This window comes from Nodosilinea sp. FACHB-141, from assembly GCF_014696135.1.
GTDB lineage: Bacteria > Cyanobacteriota > Cyanobacteriia > Phormidesmidales > Phormidesmidaceae > Nodosilinea.
The window spans coordinates 26,485-51,862 of sequence record NZ_JACJPP010000013.1 but is presented as its reverse complement, the minus strand read 5'-3'; the positions used below and the strand labels follow the sequence as shown (position 1 = coordinate 51,862).

The window sequence follows — 25,378 nt, the reverse complement described above, 5'->3', positions numbered from 1 at the left end:
ACAACTATCCCGCTGATTCAACGTTTAAAAAACTTTGGATGGCCAAGCAAGATTGCGCTACGTTGAGAGAAACTTAGGAATAAATTGTGGTAGATATTACTTCTTTCAAGAGGGGGCGTTGTAGATGCGGGCAGGTTCAATTTGAAGTAAGTTCAAAACCTCTGATCACCATGGCCTGCCACTGCACCGGCTGCCAGCAAATGACATCCAGTGCCTTTTCGCTGAGCGCCCTCTACCCTAGCGAAAGCTTCAAAATTACGTTGGGTAGCCCGGTAATTGGCGGTCTGCATGGTGCGACTCGCCATTATTTCTGCGGCCACTGCATGAGCTGGCTTTTTACCCGCCCTGAAGGTCTAGATGACTTCGTCAATATTCGCGCCAGCCTCATGGAAGATGCTCAAGCGTTCAGCCCGTTCATCGAAACATACACGGACGAAAAACTGCCTTGGGTAACAACGCCTGCCACCTATAGCTTCAGTAAATTTCCGCCACCAGAACAGTTTCCGGCGTTACTTGCAGAATTTGCCAAATGATATGGCTTACAAAAAGTGAATCTTTGCTATCTCCACTTAGGCATAGATTGGTTCCTTCCGTTCGGCCCCCACTTGTGTTGGAATGAGTTTTGTTGAGTTTTACTAGCACGTCACTCAACTTACGACTACGCAGAGGTTAGGTCGGTAAACGCAGGGCTACAGTGTAGGACGGACGCTGGGATTTTTCTCGCTGGGTTTTAACAAGGCGAAAATCTTGGTCGATATAGAGGTGGTCGAGGCGAGGTCGGGCTTGGGCGATTTGCTCGTATTGCTTTGTCGTGACGCGATTTTTACCCTGCGCGGGCTTAGTGGTTTGCGGTTGAGATGCAGGATTTTTTTGATGATCGGCTACAGTTTGATTGAACCAAGTTTGAGCCGCATCAGCGCTAAAGGAAGGTGAACCAAAGCGCAAAACCTGTCGGATGCAGACATTTTGAATTTCCCAATAGTCTTGCCCCATTTGCCCTAGGGCCGAGGGGTGATCTGCTTCGGCCAGTGCTTGAACTCCGTAGCTCTGCATGATCATAAAATCGTAGCTGAGTAGCCAGCGAGAGACCCAGCTTAGGATTGGAGTTTCACGACCAGGTTTGTAGCGGGCTAAATTGGCGTAAAAGCCATTGTCGTCAAAAATTTGATAGGACTCGTGATGCACCCGGCCTGGAATGATGTCTTGAAACGGAATGGTAGACCAAATAGGTAGCCAAATTCCTTTTAGCAGCGGGATTTGTTGATTCAAATCGGGAGTAGGGTTGCGGCGTTCTAACTCGTCGAAGAGTGGCAGCAGGATCTCGTTGGCAAAACGGACTTTTTTGGCCATTGGCTCGGACTCCCGCTCGTCTACCTGCTTTAGCAGGCTAGATTTTAAGGCGGAGGTGTCGGCCGCTGCCAGGGCAGCAGTTTCAAAGGGGGGGGCTAGTAAACCAGAGCTCATACCTAGATTCGCCTCATGCAATAAGCCTACAGGCTGCGATCGCCTCCAAAGGCTGGTCTTTGATCATGTCCCTGCTAAGCAAAGGCCGAGTCGCCCAGGGATGGGGGCACATCCTGCCACCGTCCGTTGCCCACCGCTCGCACAGCTTCTTTAAGGCTGACATCTCCCGTGTAGAGGGCGCGACCCACGATTACGCCGGTAACTCCCTGGCTCTCTAGAGCCAGCAGACTGAGCAAATCGCGCAAAGCACCCACGCCACCGGAGGCGATCACTGGCATCGACACGGCTTCGGCCATGGCTCGCATGGCTGGAATGTTGGGGCCTTGCAGGGTGCCGTCGCGCTGGATATCGGTATAGATCACTGCCGCCGCGCCGCGCTGCTCCATTTGCTGAGCGAGGGCGATCGCATCCACCTCCGACGTTTCCAGCCAGCCCCGCGTCGCCACCTTGCCGTCGCGGGCATCGATGCCAACGATGATCTGGCCGGGGAATTCGCCGGCCAAGTCGCTGACTAACTCGGGATTCTCGATCGCAGCAGTACCGAGAATGGCGTAGCGCACGCCCAAAGAGAATAGATCGGTGACGCGGGCGCGATCGCGTAGCCCGCCCCCCACTTCGATGGGAATATCCACTGCTTGGGCGATCGCCTCTATGGCCTGCCAGTTCTCGGGCTTACCCGACTTGGCCCCATCGAGATCCACCAGGTGCAGCCGGGTTGCCCCTTGATCTACCCATTGCCGCGCCACCTCCACCGGGTTGTCGTTAAACACCTCGGTCTGGGCATAGTCGCCCTGGTAAAGCCGCACACAGCGACCCTCAATCAAATCAATAGCGGGGATAACTTCCATGGGTAGCGGAGATGTAAATTTTAGGCAGAATTCTATGCGCCAAGCCTACCTATTCTATCGGGCTATACCCTATTCACCGGTCCCAAATTCCCGTAGACTCCTAAATGCGAATCACCACCGAGAGCCATGCTAGACCTGACTGGTAAAAACGCCCTGGTAACGGGTATTGCCAACAATAAATCCATTGCCTGGGGCATTGCCCAGCAGCTGCACAAAGCTGGGGCTAACCTGGGCATCACCTACCTGCCCGACGAAAGAGGCCGGATGGAAGGCAAGGTCAAAGACCTGGTTGACCCCCTCAACCCCAGTCTGTTTTTGCCCTGCAACGTGCAGGACGAAGCCCAGGTCGAGCAGGTGTTTAGCACTATCCAAGAAAAGTGGGGCAAGCTCGATATTCTGATTCACTGCCTAGCCTTCGCCAACCGGGATGACCTGACGGGCGACTTTAGCAACACGTCTAAAGCGGGCTTTCAGCTGGCCCTGGATGTCAGCGCCTACTCATTAATTACCCTGGCGCGCGGGGCCAAGCCGCTAATGACCGGCGGCGGCAGCATTGTCACCCTCACCTACCTAGGCGGCGCGCGGGTGGTGCCCAACTACAACGTCATGGGTATCGCCAAGGCAGCGCTAGAAATGAATGTGCGCTATCTGGCTTCCGAGCTTGGCCCCAACAATATTCGCGTCAACGGCATTTCCGCTGGCCCCATTCGCACCCTGGCGTCGTCGGCAGTGGGCGGCATTCTCGATATGATTCACCACGTTGAAGAAGTTGCGCCGCTGCGCCGCACTGTAACGCAGACTGAAGTAGGCAACACTGCCGCTTTTCTGTGCAGCGACCTATCGACGGGCATGACCGGGCAGATTCTCTACGTCGATTCTGGCTACTGCATCATGGGCATGTAGGGGCCGTAGATCCTAGGGTTCTTGAATGATAGACAGACCTGGTACAAGGTTAAAAAGAACCCTGAGATCTGGCTGTTGAAGATGGCTAAGTCGAGCTAGCTAGAATAGAGCCTGGAATTGTAGGGAACAACTCGACGAATGACGAGAGCATTCCTTCGGCCTAGGCTGTGGACGGTGGTAGGTCTGGTGGCCGTAGGTGGGCTACTGCGGGTTACGGTGGATTGGCGACTACTGGGGCGATCGCTCACCTATCCCGACACCCCTATCACCTCGGCGGACTGGTATCAGCCCCAGCAACTAGTCCCCGGCGTTGGCCCCCAAGCTCCACCGCTGGTGAAGGTCGAGACGACCGAGATTCCTCCTGAAGCGCTGCAAAAAGCCTTGGACTTTGCCGAGGAGCAAAATTCGGTGGCGCTGCTGGTGATGCACCGCGATCGCCTTGTTCTAGAGCAATACTGGCAGGGCCACCAAGCCAGCGACCCCGTCAACTCAATGTCGATGGTGAAAACCCTGCTGGCGCTGCTGATCGGCGTAGCGATCGACGAGGGGCATATCGGCTCCATCCAAGATCCCGTCGGCACCTACCTTTCAGAATGGGCTAACGACCCCAGGGGCGACATCACCCTAGCCGACCTGCTCTACATGCAGTCAGGCCTGCGCAACGACAACCGTATCGATACACTACGCTCTGATCTGGTGCAGCTCTACGGTGGCTCAAATACCCAAAAACTTGTGCTGGATATTCCTTTGGAAAGCGCTCCTGGCAAGGTGTTTGACTATAGCAACTTCAATTCGCAACTGCTCAGCTTGGTGCTAGAGCGGGCCACAGGAGAATCCTTTGGTGATTACCTAAGTAACCGCCTCTGGCAGCCGTTGGGTGCCGGAGATGGTTTTCTCTGGCTAGACCGTCCGAGGGGGAGCGCGAAACCCTTTTGCTGCTTTTTTGCTACCGCCCCAGACTGGGTGCGGCTGGGGCAGATGCTGCTGCATGGGGGTAAAGTAGGCGATCGCCAAATCATCCCCGCAAGCTGGCTGGAGCAAATGTTAGAGGAGTCGCCCCTAGAGCCGACCTTTGGCATGCACATTTGGCTCAAGGCTCGCACCGCCGACTATCCCCAGGTCAACCGAGCCTCGTCGGCTGCCTTTGCCGCTGCCGACACGTTCTATCTCGACGGTCGCCACCATCAGCGGGTTTACGTGATTCCATTAGAAGAGCTGGTGATTGTGCGCTTGGGCGAAGAGCCTCCCGCCTGGAACGATGCGGTGATCGTGAATGTGATTGTAGAGGGGTTGCGATCGCGGCAGTAAAGCGGCCCTACTGAGTCAGTACCGTAGCCTGGACGCTCCTGTGAAAATTCAAGCTAACTATCTTGGCGACGCTATAGCTTGAGGCCTCCTGCCTAGGAAGGCGAAGCTTTGGTTTTCCTTAAGGCCAACTTTTTGGAGGGCCGAATGTGGTTTACTAGCATTTTTCTATCGCGAGATGAGCGTTCCCAATGCTGCGGCCTTCTGATCTAGACTTGCCGTTGCCCTTCCGTGCTCAGCGATTGGTGCAGCGGGTTGCTGTCATTGTTGCCGTAGTATGTTTTCTGGGGTTGCTAGCGACCAAAACCGAAGGCGCACCGCCACCCCACGAGCCGCTGGCTACCAATTTCCTGTCCCAGGCTCCAGATACTGAGGTTGTGCCCAACGGTGTCGTGACCAACTACGATCGCGCCCTCACCCTACCGGCCAACCGAGTTGAAACATTCCCTCCAACGCCTCTGCCTACTGCTCCCTCTCTGCGCCCCAATGGGTTGTGGAACGGTAGGCTCATTCTCCCCAGTCAGGCCGAGTATGCCGCTGTTCCCGGCGACTGGGTGTGGATGGATCTGTGGTACAGTTCCCCCGACTTTCCTGAGCTGGTAGGCCAAAGGGTGAAGCTCACTTGGAAACCCAATGCCCAGTCCCAGGCTTACATGAAAGCCGTTACTCGCGATGTTGTCTTTAATGCCCAGGCTGAGCGGTCTTTGGCTAATGGCAACATATTGCCCACCCGGCTGAATGGTCGTAAGGCGGTTGGGCCACTGCAATCTTTAGCGGGGGCGCGACCCAACGATGACGTTACTGTTCGCTTGGCAGAGGTGGAGGTGGTCGTAGAAGGCGATCGCCCCATGCTGCGGGTGGGCCTTGAGCCTATTCAAATTACCGGGAGAGAATACGGCCTGGTAAAGCTCCTGGGGCCTGACGAGACCGTCAAAGCCCCGCGTCCTACGCTTTGTCCTGGGGAGCCGCCCTGCCCAACCGAATATTTTCGCGTTCAGTTTTATAACGCCGCGTCGGGCAATTTCAGTGGTCCTACGGGCACCGTGCGTATTCCGCAGCAGCCGGCGATGACGGGCGATCGCTTCATGTCTAACCTGCGAGACTTAGCCGAGTCGCCCGCCGGCAGTGCTGGCTGGTATATCTACGGCAGCCGCGCCGAGGACGGTTTGTTCACCGTGCAGGCTCTTAAGCCCAGAGCGCTGGTTCAGCTTCAGCCTGATGATGTGGTGCTGGGATTGGCTTCAGGTCGCCGCTACCTCGATCGCGACAACTGGCAAGGCACGCCCCAGCGCCAGGGCACCCTTCAGAGCCTGCTGGTGAGCGCCACCGCAGGTAGTGCCGACACCGCCCAGGCTCAGTGGCAAGAGGGTGACTATGGCCTCGTGATTCATCTCTTCGGCGGTATCGGCGGTGAGAAAGCAGAATCTGCTCCGGTCGGCACCATAACGGGCCACTTTGCCTATGGGCTGGCCCAGGTGGTGCGCGAACCCATCACCAACGAGCTGCAATTTGATATTCAGTACCAGCAGATCTACGCTCACAACCCCAACGGCATTGTGTCCGGTGCCCACGACTGGGCCGATTACATGGGCGACATGCAGCGGGGTTGGCTCGGCAGTCGCCCTGTGTCGGATGTGGTAGTTAAGCTCGACGCCTTCATCGCTCCGTTCCAGTTTGGCGACATGCGCATTTCGCTATTTCGCGAGCTGCTGCTACAGCTCCAAGTAATTGCGGCTCGCTACCGCGTTGGCGATGGCACGGGCGTGGCTCCGGTTACCCCCGCCACGTCCTGTGTGCAAGACTCCAACCAGGCCTTGTTTATCGCGATTCAGCAGATTCGCCGCCAGATCGACAGCCAGCCTGAGATTGCCGCCTGGGTGCAGCAAAACCCAGACAGTCCAGAGGTTGAGCGATCTCGACGTTTTGCCGCTTTGGGCAACGACCTCGAAACGATGCTGGTGCCCTACGGTGTGGTGCGTCCCGATTGGCAAGCCAACGCTGAATCGCTGGCCGGGGTTGACTCAACTGGCGATCTTACCAGCAGCCGCAGGTTGTTGAGCGGCATGCTCACTTGGCACAGCATGATGCCTCGCTGGGCCCACGACCGGGTAGCCCGCATTTTTTTAGAGCATGGTGGTCAGCTGTGGTTTTTGCGTACCAACATGGTGGGCGGTTTTGACCCGACTGTGCAGCCGGTTCCCCCGACAACTTTTTTCGGGGGTGTTCCTATTTTGGGACGAGTCACCCAGCGGCTGGCCGATGCCTTTGCCACCGGCTTGAGCTGGCCCATGGGGCTGCTAGGGCTAGTAATGCTGTCGCTCTACGGTCTGGTGGCGCTTCCCTTTGGTTTGAGAAATCGATTTTTGGTGCGGCAGCAGGCGGCGTCTAGCCCGATGGGCTTCGCTTTAGACGCCCTGCGCCGCTTCATTGCCCCTGCCCTGCTCGAAGAAACAATCTTTCGTGTCATGCTGCTGCCCCATCCAGTGGAAGGGGTGCCCGGCGATCGCTGGCTGCTGTGGGGCATCGTCAGCTTTGTAGCGTTTATTTTGTATCACGTTGTACTGAATAGAACCCTGTATAGGGGGGCTAGGGCCGGCCTCTCTGACCCTCGCTTTTTAGTGCTGGCAGGCTGGTTGGGGCTAGTGCTGATTGCCGCGTACTGGATTACGGGCTCGCTTTGGTTGGTGGTGCTGATGCACTGGGTGGTGGTGCTGGTGTGGGTTTATCGCTTTGGTGGTTGGGCGCGGCTGAGCGGTGTGAGGGCGGTTTGTGGCAGAGAGCGCAAGCTTACTGCGCCGTTTCGATAGCGGTAATCCCGCGGTGGTAAGGCCAAGGGAATAGGCAGGAATGACGATGCGATCGCCCAAAAATTTACCTAGGCACTCTTAGATTCCTATGGCACAATACCCAGCGGAGCATTGCAGACCAGTGGGTGGCGCTGAGTCACCTGCGACAGGTCATCTGTCGCTGATGTTTATCTAAAGGAAAGCAAGGGTGTTCCCTATGTCTTTGACTGATACTGATTTGTCGCCCAACCAAGATTTTTTCAACGAAGAAGAAGCCGTTGTTGAATTTACTCCCAACGAATCCTTCTTTAGCAGCACCAGTGTGCTGACCCTGCTAGCCTCTTTCGACCCCAGCTTTGCTGACCTGGTAGCCGATTTTGCCAGGGACCTGCCCGATGCTACGGGCCAAATTTCTGTAGAGGATGGCCGGTTTGATGCCAACCTGCTGCTGGCCGATGGCACGGCCCTAACGGGCACCTTTGATGCCCCTACAACTCTGCGAGGCTTTGCCGATCTGGCCGCTGTCTCGGATGGCACCTTCACCCTAGATGGGGGAATTTTAGAGGCGGCGATCGCCACTGACGGTCAAACAGCTACCTTGCCACCGGTTGACCTGTCTGCTGCCGCTGGCACCTTCGTGCTAGATGCCATCAATGCCATTGATGCCACCGTACCGTTTGCCAACGGCGCGTTTACTCTCGATTTAGCCACAGCTCTAGGCCCCCTCAGCGGCACCGTAGATGTGGCCGGGGGTGATCTCAACCTCGATCTGGCCACGCCTTTTGGCCAGCTAGTAGCCGACATTGACTTTGAGGATGACGCGGTCTTCCCCTTCTCAACGGCGCTGCCTCTGGTGGGCGACATCAACGGTGTCGTGGACTTTAACAGCGGCAATATTGTGGCGTCCTCAAGTGTCTATGGCGATCTGTCGGTGCCCCTCTCGGCGGTGACTGGGTCGCTGAATTTCGCTGACGGACTGGCTAGTTTAGACGCCTCGGTGCCCATCAGCCCTAGTCTGAGCCTGCCGGTAGCGACCGATCTCACCATCGGGCCATTGGCTAGTGAATATGTGGCCGGGTTTGTTCAAGACCTAAATGGTACTGGTACGCTCACCGACGGCGTGCTTGATGCTGCGATCGAAAGCCCATTGGGACTGTTTGAAACCGCCTTTGACGTAGTGGCCTTCACCAATCAGGGCGCCGACTTCTTTGCCGGTGTCGATGGCGTTATTGACGTCAGTGGCGGCATTGCTACGGCCTCGTTGACTACGCCCCTCGGCGACATCAACGACAGCTTTGACCTAGCGACCGTAGCACCAGCGCTGGAAGGTTCTGCCGCTGTGCCGATCTAGGCGATCTAGGCGATCGCAAATTCTCTCAGACAGTAGTCCAGGAGGGTGCCTGATCCGTTTGAAAGCGGGTCAGGCACCCTCTTTTTTAGTCACGTAGAATAGTCTGGCCTATTCTGTGGGCAGCCATGACTGCGTTATGCGCCTGCCTGCTCTGAAAGTTCAGCCTAACCCTAGACTCCCTGGGGCGTTTCTTGCCAGAGCTGGGTGGTCTGGCGCAGGCTGCGGAAGTCGCCGTTGCCGATAATCAAATGGTCGAGCACTGGCACGGCGAGAATCTGCGCCCCCTGAAGGAGCTGACGGGTGAGCGAGAGGTCGTCGGGGGAAGGCTCGAGACTTCCTGAAGGATGATTATGCGCCACGATGCAGCGCACGGCACCGTGGCGAATCACGGTTTTGAAGATTTCTCTGGGGTGAGCCAGGGTTTCGGTGGCGGTGCCGATGGTAATCACTTTGGTGCCCATCAGCCGGTGGCGCACGTCGAGCAGCACCACGGCAAAGCGCTCCTGGGCTTGCCACATCAATTCGTGACTGAGAGCGGCGGCGGCAATGGCGGGGTCGTCTACGACGGTCTTTTCGGGCGGAATCGCTTGCAACACTCGTTTCCCCAGCTCAATGGCAGCTAATATGGTGGTGGCTTTGGCTGGGCCAACGCCTGAAATTTCCTCCAGATCGTGGGCCGATACATCCCTTAACGAGGTGAGCGGATCGCGCTGGTTTTGTCCCATTTCTTGCAGAATGAGCTGGCCTAGCCCCACTGCCGACAGCTTACCTGGCCCCTGGCCGGTGCCCAACAAAATGGCTAGTAGCTCTGCGGTTGATAGGCTTTTAGCCCCGTAAGATAGCAGCCGTTCTCGCGGGCGATCGCTCGACGGCATGTCTAACATGCGGACATGGTAGGTCATGGTGGCACCTCTGGTAGCTGGGCCAGAGGCCCACTGCTAGTAAGCCCAAACCGCTTTGGGATAATTCACCCCCAAAAACAGACAATAGAGAACTCCCTATGACCACCTCGTCCTCTCCCACCGCCGCTGAGATCGCCGCCATTCGCCAGCGGCTGGGCCAGTTTAGCTGCCTTACCACGCCATCCACCCTCAGCGATGCCGAAGCCGTCCAGGTGCGGGCTGACCTGAGCGACTTTAACGACTGGTCTGATTACCAAACCTTGGGCATTTGCGCCGATACCCTGGCTGAGGGGCAGCAGGCCCTAGAGTCGTTTTTGAAAGCCCTTGGGGTTACCGTTAACCTGGACCTGCCCGCCCGTGAGGGAGCGGTTTATCTCAAGTTCAACACCCTCAAAGGCGCATGGTATTTAGATGACTACAGCGGGCGATCGCGCGGGGTGCTAATCACTTTTCACACCTCTGACCCTGAGGTAACTGAATTGTCGGGCACCTATGGCCCGTTTCCGTTTGATCTGTTCTCAGCACAGCCCTAGTCCGCCAAGTTGAGAGTGCAGCAAAAAGGCTTCAGGTAGAAACATATTTCTACCTGAAGCCTTTTTGCTTACATGTTCTGCCTGGCCAGTGCTGGCCTACCAGCCGCCGCTGCCCCACTCACGGCTGGTTTCTGGGGCGGCAGCGATGGGGATGGCGCGGGGAATATCTTGCATAACTTGCACCTGAATGACCTGGTTGGGCTCAATGACAACGTACTGGGGAGAAGTGCCCACTACGGTTGTGGCCCCGACCAGAGCGCCACCGAGCAGCCCGATGCCGCTAAAGCCGGTCAACAGCAGCAGGGCCAAGGCACCTAATCCCGTTCCAGCGGCCAGGCGGGGACTGCTGACCTCAGTATTACCCACCATGTATTCGGTGGTGCTGGCAAAATCAACCTGCTGCCCGTTAGGGGCGATCAGCATTTTGCTCACCCATCGCTGACCTTCAGGGGTGGGTTCAAATTGACCAATCAGTTGACTGCCCGCCGGGGCAACAATGCCGTTGGTGATGGGGTCACGAATGTCGTTGGCCAGCAGCAGCACCTGGTTTTGACTGGAGTTGGTGTTGAGATCGAGGGGCTCATCACCGACGTAGCGGAGCTCTAGCACCGTGCCCGCTGCCACCAGCGTGTCGGGGGAAAGGGGGCGATCGCTAGAAGCCGGGTTAATCGCGCTAGGTAGGGCCGCTTGGTCATTGCTACCGGGCAGTGGGCTGCCAAATAGAACTGGTTCTCCGGCGGCGGCCAACATCACCGGGGTAGACGGGGGGACGACATTACCCTGGCTGGTGGTGGTCGGGGCAGTAGGTACGATTAGAAGATTGGGGTCGGTGCCGGCTAGCTCAACGGGAACCGTAGCCAGCGGGGGCGGCTCTTGGCTAATCGCGTCAGGTTGAACAGCGATCGCCTTAGCCGGCTGGTCTGTGACCCCCGCTGTCTCCGTAGGTAGTTCTGGGAGGGCCGGTGGGTCGGCAGCAATGACCGGGGTTGGGCTGCTAGCTTCGGGAGGGGCAGGGGTTGGAGTAGCCGTGGCCGTCTCCGCGGGCAATTCTGGTAGAGCTGGTGGGTCGGCAGCAATGGCCGGGGTCGGGTTGCTAGCTTCGACCGCAGGGGCAGGGGTTGGCGCAGCCGCGATCGCCTCTGCCGCTGGTTGCCCAGGAGTCGGCAGTTCAGGTGGGGTGACTGCAATCGGCACACCGCTAGTCTCGGTATCGATCGCGGGCGCGGCAGGAGAGGCAGGGGAACTGGCTGGTTGGGTTGCCACTGCTTCTGGGCCAGGGGTCGGAGCTGCGGCAACCGGTGGCTGGGCAGCTCTAGGGACATCGCCCTCGGCCAGCGACGGTGGCTCAAAGGTTAGCACCGAGCCGGTACTGGCGGGCGGCTGTACGGCAGGCAGTGGGGCGATCGCTCCAGGCTCTGCTACTCCAGCGATCGGCGGTTCGGTAGAGGCTAAGCTTGGTTGCTGGGGCGCGGTGGCCACAGGGCCGATCACGGCATCGAGTTCTGCCAGGCTGGGTACTGAAATCTGTTCTCCGGGTTGCCCGAGGTTGAAGGGGTCTACGGGCAAGGTTTCAGGCAGGTTCGTCAGGCTGGCAATATCGCTGGGCAGCATCAGATTGGCGGCCGAGGTGCTCAACCGTCCAGTGCCCGCCTCCGGAAAGCCTAGCTGTGGGTTGTTTCCTGGAATCACCGGCAGTTCCACAATCATGGAGCTGTTGCCCGGTGCGGGGGGGCTACTGGGCGCAGACACCGTAGGGGCAGTACTAGGAGCAGCGGCTAAGGCAGTGAGCACCCAGCGGGTTTGATCACCTGCGGCGATAGAGATCAGGCTGACTCCCTCTGCGGCCAGCTCGGTATTGGCAACCAGGTCGAGCACCACCACGGTGGCATCGTTCACCTGGCTGAGGCTCACCTGACTGACGGCACCGCTGTAGGTTTGCTGGGTGGCTACCGTTCCCAACTGGGTTTCGGGCAAGGTCACCACGATCTGGGAGGCATCTGCTGCGACAGCATATTGCGGAGTGATGCCGCTGGGCAGCGTAAAGGTTAATTGCTGGGTCGCTGGGTCAAACTGCCAGGCGGCAAGAGTTTCGGCCTGAGCGGCAGGGCTAATGATCAGCAGGGTAGACACCATTAAACCAGCGCCTGCCCAGCCACCCAGACGGTAGCCAGTACGCGATGCAGCAGAATGGTGGATTGGGTGTGCCATGGGTTATGTCTCCCTCTGGGGCGGTGTGAGTGTGGAGCGAACGCAGATACCAATGATTCTTCCGGCAAACGCTAGATGCAGCGTCGAACCTAGGTCTGCCTAGCCTAAATACAGCGTGAGCCCAAAGCCTAACTAAGGATACGCACAATCTTGAGAATTGCAAGGGGTAGAGGAAAGTTTAAGAAGGTAACGATCAGATGGGGCAATCAATAGGGAGTGGGGGGAACTTGTCAGAGAGCGATTGCGTCGCGCACTACAGGGAATTGCTTTTGGGATTAAGCAACCTTGCGAGCTGGTCTGTAATTCAGCCGCTGGGGAACCCTGAGCAAAGATGTACTCACACGCCAAATCGACTTCTGGAGGCAGCACACCATGGTTCGTTCTACGTCTGGCACGTTCGCTAAAGTACTCATGGGTGGGCTAACTACCGCCCTACTGACCGGACCGTTTGGGGCCGTGGGCCAAGCCCAAACTCCAGAAAGCACCCCTGAAGGGACTCCCGAAACTACTTCGACAGAGCCTGCTGAAGCCGATACTGCGCCGCGCTTCACCTGTCAGATGCAGGACGGGAAATACACGGTGATGTATTCCCCTACCAGTCAGCCGGGGCAGTCTTACCCCTGGGCGGTACCCCAAGACATGGGCAGTGCCTGGCCCGCTGAACGACGCTGTGCCACCATCAGTGCTCGGCTAGAAGAGTACCGTCCTGACGGTCTGATGGCTCTTGAAACCTCGGTAGAAAACGGTTACAACACCGTCTGTGTGACCACCGAGTCAACACCCGCTTGCCGCATCGTATTCACCGTACCGCCGGGGCAAGATGCCATGGCAACCCGCGATCTCGTGTTTGACAACCTGGCGATCGCCGATCGAGGCGACCAAACCGACGCAGTGACCACCTTTGCGGGCGGCAACAGCGACGTGCTGGGGCAAATTGGCAATATCTTGGGTCTGCCCAGTTCTACCAGCAGCTCGCGCAGCAGCGGCATTAACCTCAAGCCCTTTCTCGACCCCACCGATGGCGGTACCGGTGCTCGTCTGAGCGGCGGCAGCCCCACCGGCCGATCCCTCAACCCCGATGCGTTTCGCTAGAAGCGCTAGGCCGGTCTAGTCCACCATGTGCTGGGCAAACAGATAGCCCAAAAATAAAACTTGCAGGGCGGTAAATACGCTGGCGGCAAATCCTGCCCAGTAAACGCTGGTGTAGAGTTGCCCCCACCGCTGCACTGCTGGCGCTGGCCCAGAGTCCTGGGCCAGCGCTGTTTTTATCCGCTGCCAAAACCAAATCATGCCGGTGAAGTGAACCGTCAGCAGCGCTGGCAGTCCGAGCACGACGGCTAGCTTAATGGCACCGATGGGGCCGTAGCCTGAGGAGCTGTAGGCCATTGTGTAGCCGGTAAACCCCAGCGCCAGAAAAAGCACGGCGGCGATCGCTACCCACCTTGTGCGTCTTGGCTGCGCCGGTGCGTGGCTCCACTGCCTGAGTATTAAGGTCAAACTCACCGCCAACAGTATCGCTAGGGCAAAGCTTGTCCCCAGCCAAGTATTCTCACTTACCCACCGCAGCCAGGGCACCAGCGTACCGGCGTTGGCGCTATTAACCTGAAAGCTGGGGTCTCTCAGGGGCGACACCTGGTGAATCAACCCAGCTAGCCCCGCCGAGAGCAGCATCACCCCTCCAAAGCTCACTATAGAAAGCCGCTGAACGCGTTGTCCCATGACCGTTGACTCCCAAAAACTCGCTATAGACCGCTGTGGATTAAGACGGCAAGTTGGGGCAATGGTTGCCGCGGTTCCCACAGGAGGTTGCGCCAATGCCCCTCAGAGCTAATGCTGTTGGCATGACCTCGCAGATGACCATCGCGTCTTAGCCAGTGGGCAACGGGCAAGGCTTCGTGGTAATCAGAAGGCAGTAATGGCGTGGTTCTATGTTTATCCCTCCCGGTTTTATTCAGCGATCGGTGGCCCTGAGTTTGGGCACGGTGGCCTACATCGAAGCTGACCCCGACTTCTGGCCTGCCCCCCCAGCCTCGTCCGTACCCCTGCTGTTTGTCCATGGTTTTGGCGGTGGGTCATCGAGCTACGAGTGGTCCAAGGTATATCCGGCCTTTGCTGCAGAACACCCGGTGCTGGCCCCCGATTTGATTGGCTGGGGTAACTCTGACCACCCCGATCACCCCTTGACCACCGCCAACTACCTGAGCCTGCTAATCGAACTGGTCGAAAAGCTCTGCCCGGCTCCACCCGTTGTCGTGTCCTCATCCCTCAGTGGGGCCATGCTGGTGCGGGTTGCCATCGACCATTCCGATCGCCTGCGAGGTCTATTTTTGGTAGCCCCAGCGGGGTTGGCCGATTTTGGCCAAGACCCCAGCCGCTCTCCGATCAATCAGATCGTGAAGCTGCCGGTGATTGACCAGGTGCTCTATCGGGGAGCGATCGCCACCGCTGACGGCATCAAGCTGTTCTTGGCCCAGCGACAGTTTGCCGACGCCAGCAAAATTTCTGACGACATCGTAGCGGCCTACCTAATGTCGGCCCAGCAGCCCAATGCCGATGTCGCCGCCTTGGCCTTTGTGCGAGGCGACCTGAGCTTTGATCTGGCCACCTACCTACCCCAGCTCACCACCCCCACCGCCCTGCTCTGGGGCGAAGCGGCCCAACTGACTGACGTGTCGCTTGGCCACCGGTTCGCGGCTCTTAACTCCGCTGCCATTCGTCGCTTTGAGGTGCTGCCGGGGGTAGGGCTGACCCCTCAGCTAGAGCAGCCTGGGGTTACTGTTGGGCTGATTCAGCAATTTCTGGCCGAGTTAGCCCAGTAGGGTTACTCCAGACCTTTAAAGCCGGCCCCGGTAAGCACCTTGCCCTCGGTGTCAATAAAACCCCAGCGGTTGTCGATCTGTACCCGTGCTCGCCCTTCCGAAAATCGCCCGGCATTTGTGTATTGAGGCTCCACAACCCAGGCTCCTTCGGAGTCAATATAGCCGTAGAGGCCGTCTTTTTGAACGGCAGCCAATCCTTCGGAAAAGTCGGCGGCATAGGCGAAGCCGGGGGCAATGGCGACCTTGCCCGTGCGGTCGATGTAGCCCCACTTACTCTCGATCAGCACGGCTGCCAGACCTTCGGAAAAGTCTGAGGCAAAGGGTAAGGTGGCCTCGACCACCATGGCCCCAGTGGCATCAATGAAGCCAAAGTTGCGACCCTGGCGCACCCGGGCCAGGCCGTCAGAAAAGCTGAAGGCCCCGTCGTAGGTGGGAGCAATCGCCATTGTGCCGCTGGGGTCAATGTAGCCGTAGAGCCGATCGATTCGCGCCACCGCCAGTGATTCAGAAAAGCTCCAAGCATCCTTCAGCTCTAGGGGAATGGCGGTGCGGCCTTCGGGGTCAACATAGCCGTAGGTCTCCCCGAGTTTGACCAGAGCGCGATCGCCCACAAACCTTTCTGCTAGGTCAAACTGGGGCTCAATCACCCACTCACCTTGGAGATTGATGTAGCCATACTTAGTGCCCCCTTGCACCGCCGCCAGCCCCTGAGAAAACGACTTAGCCTTACGAAACTGCACCGGTATCGCCCACTGGCCCTGGCGATCGAGGTAGCCAAAGTAGGCTCCGGCTTGAGCCACTGCCAGCCCCTCGGCGTAGTCAGCCGCCACAGTAATGTTTTCGTCGTCAACCCTGATGCTCAGATTGCCCTCGCGATCGATGTAGCCCAGGCTGGTGTTGAGGCGCACTAGGGCAACCCCTTCGGCAAAGTCTGAGACGGTATCGAACAGCAGGGGGCTAGTCATCGCGCTCGCTAGGGCAATGGGTTGAGGGTTTATGAACTCTAGCATTGTGGTGGTCTGCTGCTGCATGCCGTCCAAGACAGCTAGAGGCGGCCCACAGGCCACCAGGGTTGGTAACGCCAGGACTACTCCACCCCAGGCCCACGTCCGCTGTTGTCTGTGCGATCGCGCCATAAAATCCCCCTGGCCTCACCCCAGGCCTGCAATAGCCATTTCTCTCAACCCCCCACCCCTGTAACCATGACGAATTTTTCGTCGGCTGTGGAGAAAATTTAAAGAAACTAGGCCTAGTGTGTGGTGGAGATTAAACGCAGGCGACGCTTTTTAACCTCCCGCCTCACCTAGGTTAAGTGACAGCTGCTCCGGGTAGAGCTCGCGGTAAAGGGTTTCCAGGTCGCCCCGGCGATACATATGGCGATTGCCGCGCCGTGAGGTGCGGCGTTCACAGCCTCGGGCATCGAGCTGCCGCTGCAGTTCAACGCGAGGGCAGTCAAACACCTTGACGGCATCCCGCAGGGGCACCCACTGCTCGACAAACTGCTGCCGCAGGGCATCGTCGGAGGTGTTGGCCAAGCGTTCTAACAGCAGGTTGGCCAGTAGCCAGCAGGCCTTGGTATCGGCTAGGGCGCGGTGCGATCGCCCCACATCAAAACCAAAGTGTCGCACCAGCTGCGGCAAACTGCGGGAGGGCAGATCGGCCAGCAGCAGCCGCGACAAAATTACAGTGCAAAACTGCTGGGCCTCAGGGCGCTTAAAACCCTGGCCCAGCCGCTGGTACTCCGCTTGAATAAAGCTGTAGTCAAAGGCCAGGTTGTGGCCGGTGAGCACCCCTTGGTCGAGGGGCGATCGCAGCGCCTGCCATACCACATCGGCAGCGGTACCCTGCTCGACCATGGCGGTGGTGATGCCCGTTAGCCGGGTAATGGTATGGGGTACGCGCACCTTGGCATTGACCACAAAGGATGCCTCGTGAATAATCCCCTGGTCCAGCGAACCCTGCACCAGCGCAATTTCAATCACCCTGGCCTCGTCTGGACGAGACCCAGTTGTTTCCACATCGACCACCGTCAGCAGCCCCTTAGACAGCTGGCGGTAGTAGGCCAACAACTGGTCTGTCAAGAGCGCAGATTGAGCAATACCACCCACCGACACAGGAACCATAGGGCAATGACTAGGGGGAACCCTCCTAAGGTGCCATATTTTGTCCGACGCCACCGCTCAGACCCTCAAAACTTAGCCAGGCAACCTAATAGCTACCTGGCTAAACCAATGGATCGAGCATATTCCGGTAAGACTATCCAACCTTGCGAGACGTGGCTCCATCTACGGTGGGTTTGCGCCAGAGCCGGGCAAAGCGCTCCTTGATCACCAGCCACAGGAAGGGAAAATCGTCGACCAGGTAGCGCTTCCACAGTCGCCCAGGCTCGGTGCTCAGGCGGTAGAGCCACTCTAAGCCCAGCTTGCTCAACAGTTCCGGCGAGCGGGGCTTATTGCCCGCCTCAAAGTCGATGGCGGCCCCTACAGCTAGGAAAATATCAATATTGGGCAGCTGCTCGCGGTACTTGGCGATCCACTTTTCTTGTTTGGGTGCGCCAACGCCTACGACCAGCACGTTAGCGGGCGACTGACGAATCATCTCCAGGATGCGATCGCACTCGGCCTCGTTCTTTTCAAAGCCAAAGGACGGCGAATGGGCCTGCACAATAATCTGCCGACCAATGCGAGCATTGATGCGCTCCATCGCTTGAGCCGCAATGCCGTCAGCTCCGCCCATCAAAAAGATCTTGATAGCTTCATTATTGCGGTGGTGCTCACAAAACATGGGGAACAGGTCTGACCCCGAGATCTTAGCTTTGAGAGGCGTGCCCAAAAATTTAGAAGCAAACATTAGCACCTGGCTATCGCAGACGCGATAGTCGGCCTTGCTGTAGGCCTTAACAAAGTCCATATCCTTTTGGAGCTTCATCAGGTGATCGACGTTGGGGGTAAACACCACGCCCTTCTTAAGCTGGCTCAAAAAGTCATTAACCGAAATGTTGTCGATCGGAATGCTCAGAATCTCGACCTGGGTTTGAATGCGCTCGTACTGCTGTTTGCGCAGCTCTCGGGCGGTGGATTCTAGGGCTGCTTTACGAAACTGCCGATACAGCTGCTTAACGTTTTCCGCTGGTACCGGCTCACCAGCCTGAACCGCCGCTAGGGAAACACCCCCTGGGTCAATCGATGACAAATTGCTGGGCTCTAAGCCCTGCTCCACAACTGGATTGATAACGACTTCGTTGACAACAGCTGCATCAATAGCTGATGTGACAACTTGTCCAGTAGATTGTGACTCCATAGGATTATCCAACTTCAAGAACCAGAGAGATACCGATTAACTAAAGCGCTTAGGTAACTGTTTGCCCTACGCCAACAACCCCTATTGCTTGCTCAACCCTCGATGGTTCGTTGGGCAAATGCGACCGCTGCTACAAACTAGCTTAGTGTTACAAAAATAACTAGTCATATTAGTATAATCACGGTATTTTATCGGGATGCTTGCTGGTTGGGTGGCGAAAAGGGGTGACCCACCTCAATCCAGTGCGCAGATCTTCGCTTACTGTCTTAGGAGACTCACTCAGTCTAGGGCAGGGTGCGAGAAAGCACGGACAGCATCGACACAGTTCATAAAAGCTGAATACCTCTGTGAAGCTGACTTTGACTTCACTGCGATCGCAGGAGGCAGCTACTTGAGTCAGGAGCAGCTCGGGCTGCTGTTCCCTCTATCCTTTAGAATTGCAGCAGTCTGACTAATGCTTTGGTGGTTCTGTACGGCCTTTCACCGAGTGCAGATTACCTACAGGGCGCTTGAAAACTGCCGTTACCTATTGCCCATGACCTCTCCTCCTCGCGATGTTCAGCTTTACGCCATGGCCGCAGGCACCACGGTCCTGCGCTGCCGCAGTTGGAACCGCCTTCGGTTTGAGATTGAGTACGGGTTAGAGCGCGGCACTACGGCAAATACCTATCTGATTCAGGCCGATCGCACCGCCTTGATCGACCCCCCCGGTGAATCGTTCAGCGACATATTTCTAGCTGCCCTAGAGGGCCACATCGACCTATCTCAGCTGAATTACATCGTTTTAGGGCACATCAACCCCAACCGGGTCGAGACTTTAAAGATTCTGCTGAAGCGGTTGTCAGACGTTACTGTGGTGTGCTCAAACCCTGCCGCTCTAGCTCTTAAGGACCTGCTGCCTGAAGCCTCACCTCACCTTCGGGTAATTCGCAGCGGCGATGATCGCCTCGATTTAGGCCAAGGCCATTATCTTCAGTTTGAGCTGATTCCCACCCCGCGTTACCCTGGCGGGCTGGCTACCTTTGACCCTTACTCTCAGGTGCTGTATTCTGACAAGCTCTTTGGGGCTCACCGCTGCGACGATGCGGTCTTTGACCTCAGCTGGCAAGACCTGCTCGAAGATCGACGCTACTACTTTGACTGTCTGTTTGCTGCCAGTGCTCGCCAGGTGCTCGCAGCCCTGGGTCGTGTGACCACCCTACCCTTTCAGACCTTAGCCCCTGGGCACGGGCCGGTGGTGCGCTACAGCCCCCGAGAACTGGTACAGAGCTATCGCGACTGGGGACAAGCCCAAACTAGCCAAGACCTCTCGGTGGCGCTGATCTATGCCTCGGCCTATGGCAACACGGCCACCATTGCCCAGGCGCTGGCCCGGGGCATCACCAAGGCTGGGGTGTCGGTGGAGTCGATCAATGCTGAGCAGGCCAGTCCCGACGAAATCAAATCGGCCGTGGAAGGATCAGCTGGATTTTTAATGGGGTCGCCTACCCTGGGTGGACACACCCCTACTCCGATGCAGACCGCCCTAGGGATTGTGCTATCGACCGCTTCTAAGACCCAGCCCGCCGGGGTGTTCGGTTCCTTTGGCTGGAGCGGAGAAGCCATTGATCTGCTGGGGAGCAAGCTCAAAGACGGTGGCTATAGCTTGGCCTTTGAGCCCATCCGCGTGAAGTTTAAGCCCACCGATGTCACCCTCAAATATTGCGAAGAGGTGGGCACCGACTTCGCTCAGGGGCTCAAAAAGGCCACGCGAGCGAAGCAGCCGCGCACCCCGGCCTCAGCGGTGGAGCAGGCTGTCGGCCGGATTGTGGGGTCGCTGTGCATTGTCACCGCCCGCCATGGGGAGGTGTCGAGTGCCATGCTGGCCTCTTGGGTGTCCCAGGCTTCCTTTGCGCCGCCAGGGTTTACGGTGGCGGTGGCCAAGGATCGGGCGATCGAGTCGCTGCTGTACCCCGGCTATGGGTTTGTGCTGAATATTTTGGCGGAGGGACGGCACCTGGGGCCGATGAAGCACTTTCTCAAACCCTTTGCCCCTGGCGAGGACCGCTTTGCCGAAATTGAAACTGATGTGGCCGAGAATGGCGCGCCGATCTTGACTGAGGCGATCGCCTACCTAGAGTGCACCGTCGAGCAGCGTATGGAGTGCGGCGATCACTGGCTGGTATACGCCACGGTGCAGGCGGGCCGGGTGTTAGATGGCAACGGTAAAACCGCCATTCACCACCGCAAAACCGGTACTCACTATTAAGCTGCGTGAACGACTGGCCCCGAAGTGGTTACGCCATAACCGAATATGCTACCAGTAGGGATACTGCCCAAGGGGCTGAGCGGCTTAACTGGAGCCTGTTTCAGCTTGCTATGAAACCTAGCTCGTAGGTTCAGCAGGTGGGGCAAATTGGGTCAGGGTGCCGGTGGTTTGGGTTCAGTGGGCCTAGACAACCGGGGCGGCTGGGCATTCTATAGCCAACACCGCCGACCGTGACGAGGTTGACCGCTCATACAGTAAACCGCTTTAAAATCCCAAGGTTTATGCCCGTTGTTTCTCACTGCTCCGATCGCGACCAGACGTTGCAGTCGGCCTACCGGTTTTTAGATCGTCGGTTGGGTCAGGCGCGGCAGAGTCATCAGCCCCAGCTGGTGAGCCTGAGTTTTGATATTCCCCCGGTTGACCCGCTGATGGTGTTGGCCCGGCTGGCTCCCAGCAGCGATCGCCACCTGTACCTTGAAACCCCCGCCGCTCAGCGATCGGTGGTGGGATTTGGGGCCGCGCTAGTTTACGAAACTGCGGGCGCGCGCCGGTTTGCCCAAGCTCGCCGATTTATTGAGCAGTGGCGCAGCAAAACCCACCGCTACAGCGAAGCAGGGCCAGCTGCGGCCCTCAGTGGGGCCGATGGACCCAGATTTTTTTGCGCATTCACCTTCTTTGCCGACTCCCAAGATGGCGAGACGGCCTTTCCGGCGGCGACGGTGGTGTTACCCCAGTGGCAGCTAGTGCGCCAGGGGGGGCAGGGCGTCCTAACGCTGAATTACCTGGTGACGGCGACCTCCGACGTAGACACCATCATTGACAACCTGGCCAACCAGCTGCGCGCAGTAGAGCGCCTGGGCACGGCTCCCTGGCGCGATCCGCTGCATCCGGCTCGGCTGCCGGTACAGCCTGTGCCCGAAGCTGGCCAACAGTTCAGGACGGCCGTAGACCGCGCCCTGAGCCACATGACCCGGCATCCGGTACAAAAAATTGTGCTGGCCCATGCCCTAGACTGGGTCAGCACTGAGCCGATACAGCCTCTAGCGGCTCTGGGGCGTCTACGGCAGCGCTACCCAGATTGCCATGTGTTTTCGGTGGGTCAGGGCAACGGCAAGACGTTCATGGGGGCTAGTCCGGAACGGCTGCTCAGCCTCACCCAGGGCCAACTAATCACCGATGCCTTGGCTGGGTCGGCTCCTCGGGGGGGGGCGCCATTCCAGGATGATTATCTCGCCCAGGGGCTGTTGCACAATCCCAAAGAACGGGGAGAGCACCGGCTGGTAGTAGAGTTTTTGGCCCGGCAACTTCGGAGCGTAGGACTATGGCCCCAGTACCAGCCTCGGCCTAAGGTGCGGCGGCTGTCCAACATTCAGCATTTGCATACGCCGATGCGGGCCCGTGTGCCCCGTCATATTCACCCGCTGCATATCGTGGAGGCCCTGCACCCAACTCCTGCCGTGGCCGGGGTGCCGACCCGCGAAGCCTGCGACCAGATTCTGCGCTTTGAGGATTTTGATCGGGGGCTCTACGCGGCTCCCTTAGGGTGGGTGGGAGCAAATGGTGACAGCGAGTTTATTGTAGGCATTCGCTCGGCTTTGGTGGCGGATACCTGGGTGCGGCTGTACGCCGGGGCTGGTATTGTGGCAGGGTCTAACCCCGATCGCGAGTGGGCAGAAATTAAGCTCAAGCTGCGCGCCCTGGGCGAGTCGCTGGTGTAGGCCCTTGCCCTTGCTATTGATCCATGACTTTTGATTTTCGCAATACTAACGCCCTTTGGGCCTCGGTGCTGGTGGCCACACTGGCTCGGCTGGGGCTGAAAACCGCTGTGATTTCGCCTGGTTCACGCTCTACGCCCCTGACTATGGCCCTGGTCAGCCACCCTGAGATTGAGGCGGTGCCGGTGCTCGATGAGCGATCGGCGGCATTTTTTGCTCTAGGTCTGGCTCGGCGCACCGGGCAGCCGGTGGCTTTGGTCTGCACCTCCGGCACCGCCGGGGCCAACTACTACCCCGCCGTGATTGAAGCGCGTGAAAGCCGCATTCCCCTACTGGTGCTGACCGCCGATCGCCCTCCCGAGCTGCGCGACTGTGCCTCGGGCCAAACCATCGACCAGCAAAGGCTGTTTGGCACGTTTCCGAACTGGTATGCAGAGCTGGCAGTGCCCGTGGCGGAAGTGGCCATGCTGCGCTATCTGCGACAGATCTTGGGGCAGGCTTGGGGGCGATCGCTCTATCCAGTGGCGGGGCCAGTGCATCTCAACTGTCCCTTCCGCGACCCCTTAGCCCCGATCGCCGATGGCTCGGTGACACACTTAAAAGACAAGCTCAGCGATGACTTTCTAGCGGCGGTTGAGGTGCCAGCGTTGAGGGACTTTTCGACACCAGGAATAGATCTGTCTTGGCTGGAGACTTGGCGAGGATGCGATCGCGGCCTAATTATCGCTGGGCCGGCACAGCCCGTCGATCCGCTAGGCTACTGCAAGGCCGTTGCTGCTCTAGCCAACTACCTGGGCTGGCCAGTGCTGGCCGAGGGGCTGTCGCCGCTGCGCAATGCTGCTGCGTTGAATGCTTCTCTGGTTACCACCTACGACATGGCATTGAGACAGCCCACCTGGGCGAAAGATCTGATACCTGAGCAGGTGATTCAGCTCGGCCCCCTGCCCACCAGCAAACGACTGCGCCAGTGGCTACAGGATACTCAGCCTCGCCGCTTGGTGCTCGACCCCGGTGGGACTAGCCTCGATCCTCTCCACGGTCCGGTAACTGCGGTGCCCCTCAGTGTTACCGCCCTGTCACGAGCGTTGCCCCCCATCCCAGCGGCGCCTCAAACGGGGCTCTACCACGACCAGTGGCTAGTTCTAGATAAAGAGTTGCGCCAGCATCTCGATCGCGCCTTAGCAGAGCTGAATGAATTCTTTGAGGGCAAATTACCTTGGCTGCTGGCCCGCTGTTTGCCGAAAGGGACTGCGGTAGTGGTCGCTAACAGTATGCCGATCCGCGATGTGGAATGGTTTTGGCCGCAGGGCGATCGCGCCCTGCGGCCCTACTGCAACCGAGGGGCCAACGGTATTGACGGCACGCTCTCGACAGCTCTAGGAATCGCCCACGGTGGCCCGCCTGCGGTGCTGCTTACAGGCGATCTGGCCCTGCTCCACGACACCAACGGCTGGCTCAGCGTGCCGCGCCTGCGGAGCCATCTCACCGTGGTGGTGGTCAACAACCGAGGAGGCGGTATCTTTGACCAACTGCCCGTCGCCACCCTGCCTGCCCCTGGCGAACGCTGGTTTGAAGACTTTTTTACCACGCCTCAAACCGTTGACCTTAATCGCCTCTGCGCTGCCTACGGCGTGAACTACGAGCGAGTTGAAACCTGGAGTCAGCTAACGGCCAGCGTCAGCAGTTTACCCACCACCGGTGTGAGGTTGCTGGAGGTACAGTGCGATCGCACTCAATCCCACCACTTGCGACAACAGCTCCTCACTCCTCCAGAGAATCTATCGAACCTTTTGCACCAGAATCCTTAGGCTACACGAGCCCAGTTTCAGCAGTTGGCATTCCCAACTACTCATCTACCCCTCTCCCCCTTTTCCTTTCACTCCCTTCGCCTGGGGCAGCCAAAACGTAAACTCACTGCCCTGACCCAAGGTGCTTTTAACCTCAATCTTGCCCCCCTGCACCTCGACCAACCGGCGACAGATGGTCAAACCTAAACCCGTGCCTCCAGAATTGCGGTTGCGGGAGCGATCGGCCCGCCAAAATCGCTCAAATACGTAGGGCAAGTCTTCCTCAGCAATCCCAATGCCGGTGTCAGTCACGCTGACGTAAACCCGGCTGTTCTGGGCCCATGCCTTGACCGTAACCGCGCCCTTCTCGGTGTAGCGCAGGGCATTGCCCAGCAAATTGATCACGATTTGCTCAATGCGGCTGGGGTCGGCGTCCACCAGCGGCAGATCGGGCAGACACTGCAAGGTAATTGCGACGCGATCGGTACTCACAAACTGATCGTCAAAATGCCGCACCAGCGCGGTTAGCAGCGGGCACAGCGCCACTGTCTGAGCTTGGATGGGTAGATAGCCCGCTTCCAGCTTAGATAGCTCTTGTAGGTCATTGACTAGGCGCTGGAGGCGCGTTGTCTCCCCAGCTAGCCGTTGGTAAAGCTCGGGCTCTGGGGCAACTGTGCCATCTGCCAGCCCCTCTAGATAGCCGTGGATGATTGTTAGCGGGGTACGCAGTTCGTGAGTGAGATCGCCAATCAGCTCGCGGCGGTGCTCTTCCACGCCCTCCAGGTCTGCCGCCATGCGGTTAAAACTGCTGGCCAACCGCTGAATTTCCAAAATTTCCGAAGGCGGCACGCGGGCGTTCAATCGGCCAGCGGCAAACGATCGCGTCACCTCCGTCATCTGATCGAGCGGGCGAATGATGCGTCGCGACACCAAGTAGCTCAAGCCCCCGGCGGTACCCCCACCTACCAAGATCGCCCACAGCATGCCCCGGCTCCAGGCGGCCTCAAACCCCTTGACTAGCTGGGTACGACGCTGCACGCTTAGCACCCCATTCTCATAGCGCTCCAGGGAGATCACAAAGAGACGGGGAGTGTAAAGCCTGCCAAAGATAGCCAGGGCCAAAATGCCAATTCCCATCACCGCCAAGTGAGAGATGAAGAGACGACTGCGGAGACTGATTTTGGCCATAGTACAGGACAACCTTGAAGT

Annotated in this window: 20 protein-coding genes; 11 read left to right on the top strand and 9 right to left on the bottom strand. The window is 58.2% G+C overall.

Features of this window, described 5'->3' with window-relative positions; genetic code table 11:
- The first annotated feature begins 86 nt into the window (after positions 1–86).
- A complete protein-coding gene (locus tag H6F59_RS14100) occupies positions 87–533 on the top strand; it encodes a GFA family protein (RefSeq protein WP_313887213.1) in 447 nt (148 codons plus the stop codon).
- A gap of 136 nt (positions 534–669) precedes the next feature.
- Here the strand turns inward: H6F59_RS14100 and H6F59_RS14095 are convergent, their stop codons facing one another.
- Positions 670–1,464: a hypothetical protein gene (locus tag H6F59_RS14095; RefSeq protein WP_190700976.1), complete on the bottom strand. Its 795-nt coding sequence runs from the start codon at positions 1,462–1,464 to the stop codon at positions 670–672.
- A gap of 74 nt (positions 1,465–1,538) precedes the next feature.
- A complete protein-coding gene (gene hisA, locus H6F59_RS14090; protein ID WP_190700973.1) occupies positions 1,539–2,312 on the bottom strand; it encodes a 1-(5-phosphoribosyl)-5-[(5-phosphoribosylamino)methylideneamino]imidazole-4-carboxamide isomerase in 774 nt (257 codons plus the stop codon).
- A 126-nt stretch (positions 2,313–2,438) separates the two neighbouring features.
- On the opposite strand from hisA, the gene fabI reads away from it, so the two are divergent.
- The 4 genes from fabI (at position 2,439) to H6F59_RS14070 (ending at position 8,657) form a co-directional block, all read left to right on the top strand.
- The gene (gene fabI, locus H6F59_RS14085) at positions 2,439–3,215 is read left to right on the top strand and encodes an enoyl-ACP reductase FabI (RefSeq protein WP_190700969.1); all 777 of its coding nucleotides are present in this window, start codon (positions 2,439–2,441) and stop codon (positions 3,213–3,215) included.
- 138 nt (positions 3,216–3,353) lie between these two features.
- On the top strand, positions 3,354–4,523 hold the full coding sequence (locus tag H6F59_RS14080; protein WP_190700966.1) for a serine hydrolase: 1,170 nt from the start codon (positions 3,354–3,356) through the stop codon (positions 4,521–4,523).
- A 188-nt stretch (positions 4,524–4,711) separates the two neighbouring features.
- Positions 4,712–7,327 carry a type II CAAX prenyl endopeptidase Rce1 family protein gene (locus tag H6F59_RS14075; RefSeq protein ID WP_190700962.1) on the top strand — a complete coding sequence of 872 codons (2,616 nt, stop codon included), beginning with the start codon at positions 4,712–4,714 and terminating at the stop codon, positions 7,325–7,327.
- Between the two features lie 196 nt (positions 7,328–7,523).
- Complete coding sequence (locus H6F59_RS14070) at positions 7,524–8,657, top strand: hypothetical protein (RefSeq protein WP_190700959.1); 1,134 nt, start codon at positions 7,524–7,526, stop codon at positions 8,655–8,657.
- A 170-nt stretch (positions 8,658–8,827) separates the two neighbouring features.
- On the opposite strand, the gene radC is transcribed toward H6F59_RS14070, so the two are convergent.
- Positions 8,828–9,559 carry a DNA repair protein RadC gene (gene radC, locus H6F59_RS14065; protein ID WP_190700956.1) on the bottom strand — a complete coding sequence of 244 codons (732 nt, stop codon included), beginning with the start codon at positions 9,557–9,559 and terminating at the stop codon, positions 8,828–8,830.
- 98 nt (positions 9,560–9,657) lie between these two features.
- Here radC and H6F59_RS14060 point away from each other — a divergent pair, with 98 nt between their 5' ends.
- Positions 9,658–10,092, top strand: coding sequence for a DUF1824 family protein (locus H6F59_RS14060; protein WP_190700952.1), 435 nt, complete (start codon positions 9,658–9,660; stop codon positions 10,090–10,092).
- A 96-nt stretch (positions 10,093–10,188) separates the two neighbouring features.
- On the opposite strand, the gene H6F59_RS14055 is transcribed toward H6F59_RS14060, so the two are convergent.
- The gene (locus H6F59_RS14055; RefSeq protein WP_190700949.1) at positions 10,189–12,300 is read right to left on the bottom strand and encodes an AMIN domain-containing protein; all 2,112 of its coding nucleotides are present in this window, start codon (positions 12,298–12,300) and stop codon (positions 10,189–10,191) included.
- A 372-nt stretch (positions 12,301–12,672) separates the two neighbouring features.
- Here H6F59_RS14055 and H6F59_RS14050 point away from each other — a divergent pair, with 372 nt between their 5' ends.
- Positions 12,673–13,392 (top strand): COP23 domain-containing protein, encoded by a 720-nt coding sequence (locus H6F59_RS14050; RefSeq protein ID WP_242021473.1) that lies wholly within the window; start codon positions 12,673–12,675, stop codon positions 13,390–13,392.
- A gap of 15 nt (positions 13,393–13,407) precedes the next feature.
- Here the strand turns inward: H6F59_RS14050 and H6F59_RS14045 are convergent, their stop codons facing one another.
- Positions 13,408–14,019, bottom strand: coding sequence for a hypothetical protein (locus tag H6F59_RS14045; protein WP_190700945.1), 612 nt, complete (start codon positions 14,017–14,019; stop codon positions 13,408–13,410).
- 209 nt (positions 14,020–14,228) lie between these two features.
- Between H6F59_RS14045 and H6F59_RS14040 the strand changes: the two genes are divergently transcribed.
- A complete protein-coding gene (locus tag H6F59_RS14040) occupies positions 14,229–15,119 on the top strand; it encodes an alpha/beta fold hydrolase (RefSeq protein ID WP_190700942.1) in 891 nt (296 codons plus the stop codon).
- Between the two features lie 2 nt (positions 15,120–15,121).
- On the opposite strand, the gene H6F59_RS14035 is transcribed toward H6F59_RS14040, so the two are convergent.
- From H6F59_RS14035 to H6F59_RS14025, 3 genes are all read right to left on the bottom strand, one after another.
- A complete protein-coding gene (locus tag H6F59_RS14035) occupies positions 15,122–16,255 on the bottom strand; it encodes a WG repeat-containing protein (RefSeq protein ID WP_190700939.1) in 1,134 nt (377 codons plus the stop codon).
- Positions 16,256–16,405: 150 nt separating this feature from the next.
- Entirely contained in the window at positions 16,406–17,242 is an 837-nt protein-coding gene (locus tag H6F59_RS14030) for a PolC-type DNA polymerase III (RefSeq protein ID WP_190700935.1), read from the bottom strand.
- 133 nt (positions 17,243–17,375) lie between these two features.
- On the bottom strand, positions 17,376–18,419 hold the full coding sequence (locus H6F59_RS14025) for a WecB/TagA/CpsF family glycosyltransferase (RefSeq protein WP_199325792.1): 1,044 nt from the start codon (positions 18,417–18,419) through the stop codon (positions 17,376–17,378).
- Between the two features lie 535 nt (positions 18,420–18,954).
- Between H6F59_RS14025 and H6F59_RS14020 the strand changes: the two genes are divergently transcribed.
- From H6F59_RS14020 to menD, 3 genes are all read left to right on the top strand, one after another.
- Entirely contained in the window at positions 18,955–20,667 is a 1,713-nt protein-coding gene (locus tag H6F59_RS14020) for a diflavin flavoprotein (RefSeq protein ID WP_190700932.1), read from the top strand.
- Positions 20,668–20,948: 281 nt separating this feature from the next.
- Positions 20,949–22,385 carry an isochorismate synthase MenF gene (locus H6F59_RS14015; RefSeq protein WP_190700929.1) on the top strand — a complete coding sequence of 479 codons (1,437 nt, stop codon included), beginning with the start codon at positions 20,949–20,951 and terminating at the stop codon, positions 22,383–22,385.
- A gap of 23 nt (positions 22,386–22,408) precedes the next feature.
- Positions 22,409–24,190, top strand: coding sequence for a 2-succinyl-5-enolpyruvyl-6-hydroxy-3-cyclohexene-1-carboxylic-acid synthase (menD, locus tag H6F59_RS14010; protein WP_190700926.1), 1,782 nt, complete (start codon positions 22,409–22,411; stop codon positions 24,188–24,190).
- A gap of 45 nt (positions 24,191–24,235) precedes the next feature.
- Here the strand turns inward: menD and H6F59_RS14005 are convergent, their stop codons facing one another.
- A complete protein-coding gene (locus H6F59_RS14005; RefSeq protein WP_190700923.1) occupies positions 24,236–25,357 on the bottom strand; it encodes a cell wall metabolism sensor histidine kinase WalK in 1,122 nt (373 codons plus the stop codon).
- Positions 25,358–25,378 lie beyond the last annotated feature (21 nt).